The sequence below is a fragment of the Thioalkalivibrio sp. ALE23 genome, assembly GCF_000378545.1.
Taxonomy (GTDB): Bacteria; Pseudomonadota; Gammaproteobacteria; order Ectothiorhodospirales; family Ectothiorhodospiraceae; genus Thioalkalivibrio.
On sequence record NZ_KB900080.1, the window covers coordinates 1 to 1,503 of the forward strand.

At 60.5% G+C, this 1,503-nt stretch carries 1 pseudogene; it reads left to right on the plus strand.

The window, feature by feature from the left end:
• Window positions 1-778: pseudogene (locus tag F573_RS15325) on the plus strand (hypothetical protein); the annotation flags it as partial.
• Between the last annotated feature and the right edge of the window lie 725 nt (window positions 779-1,503).

Below are 1,503 nucleotides of genomic sequence, written 5' to 3' on the forward strand. Positions count from 1 at the left end.
CCGCCAGCTCAGTTCCCTTGAAGCGGAACTGCTGGGACTCTGGATGGCGACGGAATATGCCGTCTGGGCGGGCCGCCCGGTCACCATGCACGGCGATCATCTGGCGCTTGTCTCGTCGCTGGCGGCGTCAGTCGGGATACGCGGCGCCAACCCGGCGCGGCCGGCATCCATCCCCGGCCGGATTCGCCAATCCATCTATCTCCAGCGGGCTCTCTCCAACCTTCGACTCATGGCGGGTCGTATCCGTCTGCTCCATGGGAACGACCGCCATTACCTCGATATTCGGGCTGCCCACCATCTGGCCCGGCACGCGATCAAGGGCAAAGCCGAAGGTGCTTTCTTCGACCCTTCCCAGTCGGACTTCGCGGGCACTTATGCGCCGCCTGGTGCCTCTGGTCCGCCATCCAAAGGGGGTTCACAGAAGGGCGGGAAAGCGGCCCAGGGGAACAAGAAGTCCCAGGGCCAGCCCTCCAAGTCCGGTGCCTCGGGTTCGCCTGCCAAAAAGAAAAGCCAGGCGAACTCTTCCAGCGTCCAGAAGGCGCAGCCTGCGGCTTCTTCAGCGAGTCCTAAATCCTCGGCTCCGAAGCCGTCGAAATCGTCGAAGGGCTCCGGCAAGAAGAAAGCCAACCCGAAACAATCGGGTGCCTCGTCGTCCAGGTCCAACGCGAACACTCAGTCGAAACCGAAATCTTCGCCCGCCACGAAATCTTCTAAATCGAAACCTCGAAACACCCGATCAAAACAGAGCGTTCCAAAAGAACAGGCAGTGTGTTCCTGATGCGATGATCTTTTCGTCCCGCTTCGTTTTGCAGCAACGAGGCGGGTCTTTTTTCTTAAAATCACCCCCCCCTGCGGAACCACGGATTCAGCAAATGACGAGACGCTGCTGCGGGTCGGGCTGTAGGAGCACGAAGCCAAGGTCTACACCGATGCGGACGGGCGCTTGGCGGGACGGTTCCCCGAGGTTCTGGAGGTCCTGGAGGACGGTGCTCTCGATTGGATGCCGGTGTGGCCCTGACCGAGGAGCGGGAGCAATGCTTCGGTTTTCACGTGGTCCCGGTGGCGCAGGCATGGAGTCCTCCGCACCCCGCGCGAAATCAACGTGCGCTCGCGGAAGATCTGGCAGCGTACCGACACGCGGTGCTGGTGGGTTCGGTTCAGCAGTCCTGACTGAAGTGGCCCCAACTCTTGGACCAGTGCAGTACAATGGCGGATGGGCGATCCTATGCCGTGGTTCATTCGGTCGGGTGCGGGCCGTCGGTTTCCAGACGGTTGCGGCCGTTGGCTTTCGCTCTGGACAGGGCTTGATCGGCTCGGTGCAGGGTTGCTTCCAGATAACCCCAAAGAGCCCGAGGGTCTAAAACTAATGGAGACATCCCACCAGCCACAATCTATAAATCGTTACAATCTCGTCACCGACGACAAATCTGGTGGGGCGACCTACACACCCAAAATCCTCGCAGATTTCGTTGCCCAGCAGATTGTCAGCGCTGTTGGCCGCCT